The sequence below is a fragment of the Thauera sp. genome (assembly GCF_034003485.1).
Lineage (GTDB): Bacteria > Pseudomonadota > Gammaproteobacteria > Burkholderiales > Rhodocyclaceae > Thauera.
In genome coordinates this window covers 1-6,344 of record NZ_JAVEYL010000069.1, presented here as the reverse complement: position 1 = coordinate 6,344, position 6,344 = coordinate 1, and the positions used below count along the sequence as shown (strand labels likewise).

7 protein-coding genes are annotated in these 6,344 nt (G+C 65.3%); 4 read left to right on the top strand and 3 right to left on the bottom strand.

Features of this window, described 5'->3' with window-relative positions:
• Positions 1-782: 782 nt before the first annotated feature.
• From RBT54_RS17995 to RBT54_RS17985, 3 genes are all read right to left on the bottom strand, one after another.
• Positions 783-1,226 carry a DUF411 domain-containing protein gene (locus RBT54_RS17995; RefSeq protein WP_320368375.1) on the bottom strand — a complete coding sequence of 148 codons (444 nt, stop codon included), beginning with the start codon at positions 1,224-1,226 and terminating at the stop codon, positions 783-785.
• Between the two features lie 116 nt (positions 1,227-1,342).
• Complete coding sequence (locus tag RBT54_RS17990) at positions 1,343-2,746, bottom strand: heavy metal sensor histidine kinase (RefSeq protein ID WP_320368374.1); 1,404 nt, start codon at positions 2,744-2,746, stop codon at positions 1,343-1,345.
• A 2-nt stretch (positions 2,747-2,748) separates the two neighbouring features.
• Positions 2,749-3,429, bottom strand: a complete 681-nt coding sequence (locus tag RBT54_RS17985; RefSeq protein ID WP_320368373.1) for a heavy metal response regulator transcription factor — start codon at positions 3,427-3,429, stop codon at positions 2,749-2,751.
• Between the two features lie 186 nt (positions 3,430-3,615).
• Here RBT54_RS17985 and RBT54_RS17980 point away from each other — a divergent pair, with 186 nt between their 5' ends.
• From RBT54_RS17980 to RBT54_RS17965, 4 genes are all read left to right on the top strand, one after another.
• Positions 3,616-4,065 carry a hypothetical protein gene (locus RBT54_RS17980; RefSeq protein WP_320368372.1) on the top strand — a complete coding sequence of 150 codons (450 nt, stop codon included), beginning with the start codon at positions 3,616-3,618 and terminating at the stop codon, positions 4,063-4,065.
• Between the two features lie 78 nt (positions 4,066-4,143).
• Complete coding sequence (locus RBT54_RS17975; protein ID WP_002943428.1) at positions 4,144-4,452, top strand: hypothetical protein; 309 nt, start codon at positions 4,144-4,146, stop codon at positions 4,450-4,452.
• Complete coding sequence (locus RBT54_RS17970) at positions 4,449-5,861, top strand: TolC family protein (protein WP_039920777.1); 1,413 nt, start codon at positions 4,449-4,451, stop codon at positions 5,859-5,861. Before RBT54_RS17975 ends, RBT54_RS17970 begins: the two co-directional genes overlap by 4 nt.
• 17 nt (positions 5,862-5,878) lie before the next feature.
• A partial coding sequence (locus tag RBT54_RS17965) for a multicopper oxidase domain-containing protein (protein ID WP_320368371.1) occupies positions 5,879-6,344 on the top strand: 466 nt, incomplete at its 3' end.

Below are 6,344 nucleotides of genomic sequence, written 5' to 3'. Positions count from 1 at the left end.
GCCCACCACCGGCTTCGTGTGTCGCTGCTGTGGATCGGTGATGCGCGTGATCGAAACCTTTGCTCGGGGTGCGACGATCCGCGCGCCACCACTCCGTGGGGTGACCTCATGACCGGGCATCGCTTCCGCGCCCGCAGCCTTCCGCCAGCACCCGTTCGGACGGGCCTGGTCAAGACCCGCTGCGCCCGCCACTGGCATTCACATCACAAGCCGCGCCGCGCGGACCTCGCCCGCGCAACCGAGGGCGGGCAACGCCTTCACGCAACACGCGGCGCCTGGCGCAGCACCACGCACATCGCGTACCTGCGCGATTGGGCGGCGCTCAAATGCCCATAACGCCGAGCCCCGACTGAACAGCCTCGCCTCGTTTCGCGGTTTCCTCCCCCGGGCTTTGTCCAACGCCTGCCCACAGGCACGGGTCGAACCTTCATCGGCACGAGGCAGGGGCAGGCGTCGAACAAAGCTGAACAGTAGCGGCCCGTGGCCTATGTGCGTTGGGCTGCCTGCTTCACACAGAGACCTGCCACAGGACCAGCTACGCCATGAGTGTCTCTTGTGGGTCGGGTTGAGACGGTAGTAGTCGGTTTGCAGCGTTCCCCCGCACCCCTTAGAAGGAGCTGGAGGTCTCTGTCCGGCCACTTGCTGCCACACATGGTAGTAGCCGAGTCGTCATTCGAGCGACCGGTGAGCTCCGGAACTAGCCATAGAGCGAGCTGAGGCCAGCGTGATTCGTAGGATTGCCGGCACTGCGCTCTTAAAGCCGATACTCACCAGCTTTGCCGTCAGTGTCGGGCAAAAACCGTCGCGCTTCCGTCAAGCCCGACCAGAAGCGTCTCATAGGGTTGCGGGGTCGAGGTCTCCATTCCCGGCGACCCCTGCGGCATGCCCGGCGTAGCCAGTCCGATGGCCTTTGGGGACTCGGAGAGGAGTCGTCGGATGTCGTCCGCAGGGACGTGCCCCTCGACGGAGTAGGAGCCGACCTTGGCCGTGTGACACGAGCCGTATTGGTCCGGCATGCCCAGTGCCTTGCGGGCTGCGGGGACATTGTCGACGTCTTTCGTCACGACATCGAAGCCGTTCTTTCTCAGGTGCTCGGCCCATTTCCCGCAGCACCCGCAGTAAGCGCTCTTGTAGACCTCCACACGTACGGGCCCCTGCGCAAACGCTGCGCCGCTCATGATCATCAGGCTTGCCAAGAGCCCGCCGAGCAAAGTCTTCGTCTTCATGTTCGTCTTCCGGTTGATGGCGTCGAGGCACAGTTTGGCACTTCGAGCCCAACGGGAAGCTGACCTAAAAATTACATTTCCGTCAGACAGTCTGGGCCCCGGTCGACTTCGCCGAATCAGGAAGGCGATGAGGCTTCGTGGCGAGGCAAGGTGATCGTGAAGCAGGTGACACCTTCAGCGGAGTGCGCAGTGATTTGCCCACCGTGGGCCTGGACGATGGAACGCGTGATCGCAAGTCCGAGCCCTGCGCCTTCACCGCGAGACTCGCGCTGGGCGCTACCGCGATGGAAGCGTTCGAAAATCCGTTCGATCTGATCGGCGGGTATCGGGTCGCCGACATTGCAAACGGCGAGACGGACGCCGGCTGCGTCCGCGTCGACCCTGATCGTGATCTGTCCATTTTTCGGTGTGTGACGAAGCGCATTCGAAATCAGGTTCGACAAGGCGCGCCGCAGCATCAGGCGATCACCCTGAACGCTCGCTTGGCCTTGGCGCACGATGCGGACTTGGCCCTCTTCGGCCAAGGCTTCGTAGAAATCGATCAGCGCATCCGCCTCGCGGGCCAGGTCGATCGCCTCGCCCGCGTGCGCGAGGGTGTTCTCCTCGGCCTTGGCGAGAAACAGCATGTCGCTGACCATGCGTGCGATGCGCTCGTATTCCTCGAGGTTCGACGCCAGGATGTCCTGATATTCGTCGATGGTGCGTGGCCGCGACAGCGCGACCTGGGTCTGGGTCATCAGGTTCGAGATCGGCGTACGCAGTTCGTGGGCAATGTCCGCCGAATAGTCGCCGAGGCGCTGGAAAGCGGCTTCGAGCCGAGCGAGCATGCCATTGAAGGCGTCGACGTGCTCGCGCACCTCCAGCGGGGCATCATCGATGGTGAGACGCTCGGCGAGTTGCCGTGCAGACAGCTTACGGGCGGTCTCGGTGACCTGGCGCAGGGGGGCGAGGCCTCGGTGCGCGGCAAACCAGCCCAATAGCGCCGCCGCCAAGGCCGCCACGACGACGCCCGCCCACGTCGCATTTCGCACCGACGCGAGGAAGTGGACGTGATGCGATAGATCGAGTGCGACCAGCGCCTCGATCGATTGGTCCCTCGACCCGAGGGTCGGTAGCGCGATGCTGACCTCAATCCCTCGATGGGGGCGCTCATCCACTGTCCAGTCGGCCAACGCGCCAGAGAGGCGTTCGCCTGCCCGCTGGGCAGCGGTGAAATGCTCGGGATGGATGATGTACAGGACGCGTCCCTCGCCGTCGCGAAACAGGACACCGACACTTTCATGGCCAACGAAGGAGCGTTCGAGCGCCTCAATGCGTTCCGGTCGCCTCCCTGTCACGCCAGCACTCTGCAGGGCGTTGCGGATGAGCGTGACTTTGCCCTGCAACTCGTGCATGTCCAGCTCCTGGAAATGCATGTCCAACATGCGCCCAAAGAGCATCGCTGCCAGCACAAGCAGGCTCGCAGCGAGGACGGCAAATAGTGTTGCCAGTCGCGCCGTGAGCGAGTGAATGCGGGTCATCGTCAGATCGGCTCCATCGCCTCGAGCACGTAGCCCATACCCCGCACGGTGTGGATCAGCTTCGGTTCAAAGGGGTCGTCGACCTTTACGCGCAACCTGCGCACGGCAACTTCGATCACGTTCGTGTCGCTGTCGAAGTTCATGTCCCACACCTGCGAAGCGATGAGTGAGCGGGGCAATACTTCACCCTTGCGTCGCAGGAGCAGTTCAAGCAAGGCAAACTCCTTGGCGGTCAGATCGATGCGCTGCCCGCATCGGTTCACCCGGCGGCGAAGCAAATCGAGCTCCAGGTTCGCTGAGCGCAGGGTCTCCGGTTCGTGGTTTCTTCCCCTGCGCAGCAGCGTGCGAACGCGCGCGAGAAACTCGGAAAACGCGAAGGGCTTGACCAGGTAATCGTCGGCGCCGAGCTCAAGACCACGGACCCGATCCTCAACTTGGTCACGGGCAGTCAGGAACAACACGGGGGTCTCACGACTGCTGCGACGCAGTGTTTGCAGGATGCCCCAGCCGTCCAGCGACGGAAGCATCACATCCAGCACGATGAGGTCGTAATCGCCATTGAGTGCGAGGTGGAGCCCATCGAGGCCATCTCTTGCAAGGTCGACGACGAACCCGGCTTCGGTGAGCCCCTGGCGGAGGTAGTCGCCGGTCTTCACTTCGTCTTCGACGATCAGAATTTTCATTGTTTCGCTCCTACGCGCTTCGTGCTGACTGTGCCCGATTTTGCGCCCGGGGTGCTGGATAACCCCCGGGCTTACAGAAATGTAATTTCCAGGTCAGGCCAACGACAGGCAGGCGGGCGCAAGATGCTCTGCGTGGCACAGCGTTCCGTACCGCGACGGAACCCCGCGACCAATGGGAGATCGATCATGAAACTGCGTTTGTACCGTCTCGCCGGGCTCATGCCCGTCGTCGCTCTGGCTGCAGCCTTGCATGGCAGTCCGGTCGTCGCGCAGACGACCGATCCGGTGCAGGCCTGGCCGCCCGCAGCGAGTGTCCCCGCGCTTCAGGAACGTATGAAGTCGATCCGTGCCGAGACCAACCCGGAACGTCGCATGGCCCTGATGGAAGAGCAGGTCAAGGCCCTGGAGGCTGCATCGCAGGGCACCCCCGCTGGTTGCCCGATGATGGGGGGGCAGATGGGGGCTGGTCCGATGATGAAGGGTAGTGGCCCTGGACCCGGGGCTGGACCCATGGGCGGCATGATGATGGATCCCAAGCTCATGCAGGAGCACATGAAGATGATGCAAGAGCACATGGGCATGATGCAGAACATGATGAAGATGCACCCGGCCGCCAAGCCGGCGATGCCCAACTGAGCATTGAGACGCGGAGCGGCGAGTTCGTCGGTCGCTCTGCGTCCGGTTCAACACAAGACCAACAAAGAGACATTCCCCATGCAGAGACGAATCATCCACCTCGGTGGAGGATTGGCCGTCGCCGTGGCGCTCGTGTCGGGCGCGCAGGCCGAGTCCTCCTCGCCATCAAGCCCCGCTGACCCCGCGCTCGGCGCGACCCAGACTGCCCCAGCGAGTGAGCAACCCAAGCCTCAGCCCCTTCCGGTCTATCGCTCGCCCCTGAACGAATATCGGCCCTACCGTGTCGATGAGCCCCTGCGGTCGTGGAAGGATGCCAACGACGAGGCCAGACGCCTGGGCGGGCACATGGGCCACCTCGCGCCGTCGTCGAAAGGGGGCGAGCGATGAGAGGCAGTCTCCCCATATCCTTGCTGGCTGCTACCGTGCTGACCGGGTGTGCCAGCGTTGCGATCGATGAGAACTTCGCCGAGGTTGAGCGCTTTGCGCGCGAGCAGACGGGCAGCGAGGTGCGCTGGCTGCGCTCGGACCCCGAGCGCGAGGCGATGCGCACCGAGGTCGATCGGCTGCTGGCCCAGCCGCTCGCAATTGACGACGCGGTGCGCATCGCGCTCGGCTACAGCCCGGCCTTCCAGTCCCTGCTGGCGGAAGCCGCCGTGGCCTCGGCGGATGCGACCGGTTCCGCTCGCATCGGCAATCCGGTGTTCACCTTCGAGCGGTTGTTTCGCTCGGGCGCCGAGGGGCGCGAACTCGACATCGGCCGTTCGCTCGGCATCTCGCTGTTCGACCTGCTGTTCCTGCCTGCACGGCTGGAGCAGGCCGAGTTCCGCCAGCAGCAGACCCGGCTGCAGTCTTCGATTGCGCTGTTGAGCACCGTCACGGAGGTGCGCCAGGCCTGGGTCGATGCGGTCGCGGCGCGACAGGTCGCGCACTACCGGGAGGAAGTGGCCACGGCCGCTGGTACCGCTGCCGAACTCGCGCGTCGGATGCAGGCCACGGGCAACTTCAGCCGCCTGCAGCGCGCCCGCGAGCAGGCGCTGGCCGCCGAGGAGACGGCCAACCTGATCCGCGCCCGTCAGAACGCCACCGCCGCGCGCGAGGCGCTGATCCAGCGCTTGGGGCTGACCCCGAGCCAGGCGCAGGCGCTACGCCTACCGGATCAGTTGCCGGCCTTGCCCGAGGCGCCGATCGATGAAGCGACCGCCGGCGCGGCGCTGCTCGACAACCGGCTCGATGTGCGCATCGCCCGCACCGACCTCGAGCGTACGGCGAAGAGCCTGGGCCTCACGCAGGTGACCAGCGTGGTCAACGGCCTGCATGTGGCCGGCGTGCGCAACAGCGAGACCGGCGAGTCGTCGCAGCGCGGCTTCGAAGTCGAACTGCCGCTGCCCCTGTTCGACTTCGGCGATGCGGCCCGCGCCGGCAGTGAGGCCCGCTATCTCTCGGCCTTCAACCGCACCCTCGAGGTTGCCAATAACGCCAGCTCCCAGGTCCGCGTGGCCTACGAGGGCTACCGCAGTGCATACGACCTCGCGCGCCACTACCGCAGCGAGGTGGTTCCACTGCGTCAGAACATTACCGAAGAGTCGGTGCTCCAGTACAACGGGATGCTGATCGGTGTGTTCGAGCTGCTTGCCGCTGCCCGCGCTCAGTCGGCCAGCGTGGTGCAGGCGATCGAAGCCGAACGCGACTTCTGGCGCGCCGAGGCCGCGCTCAAGGCCAGCCTGCTCGGCCAGCCGATCGCACCGATCAGCCTTCAATCAAGCGCATCGCCGGCAGAAGCCGGCGCTGGCCACTGACCTGTCCGGAGACGATCATGACCACCCGACGCAGCTTTCTCGCCGGGGCAGGCCTGCTGGCCGCTGCCGGAACCGTCAACCGCGCCGCGCTCGCTGCGCTGCCCGAGCCCGTAATTCAGACCAGCGCAGCCACGGCGGCCCCGCTGACCCCGCCCACAGGCCGCCCGTACGACCCGGTCGTCACGCTCAACGGCTGGACGGCGCCCTGGCGCATGAACGCTGGGGTGAAGGAGTTCCACCTCGTCGCCGAACCCGTCGAGCGCGAGATCGCCCCCGGCATGGTGGCGCGGCTCTGGGGCTATAACGGCCAGTCGCCCGGGCCGACGATCGAGGTCGTCGAGGGCGACCGCGTGCGCATCTTCGTCACCAACCGTCTGCCCGAGCACACCACCATCCACTGGCATGGCCAGCGCCTGCCCAACGGCATGGACGGGGTGGGCGGCCTCAACCAGCCGCAGATCCCGCCGGGCAAGACCTTCGTCT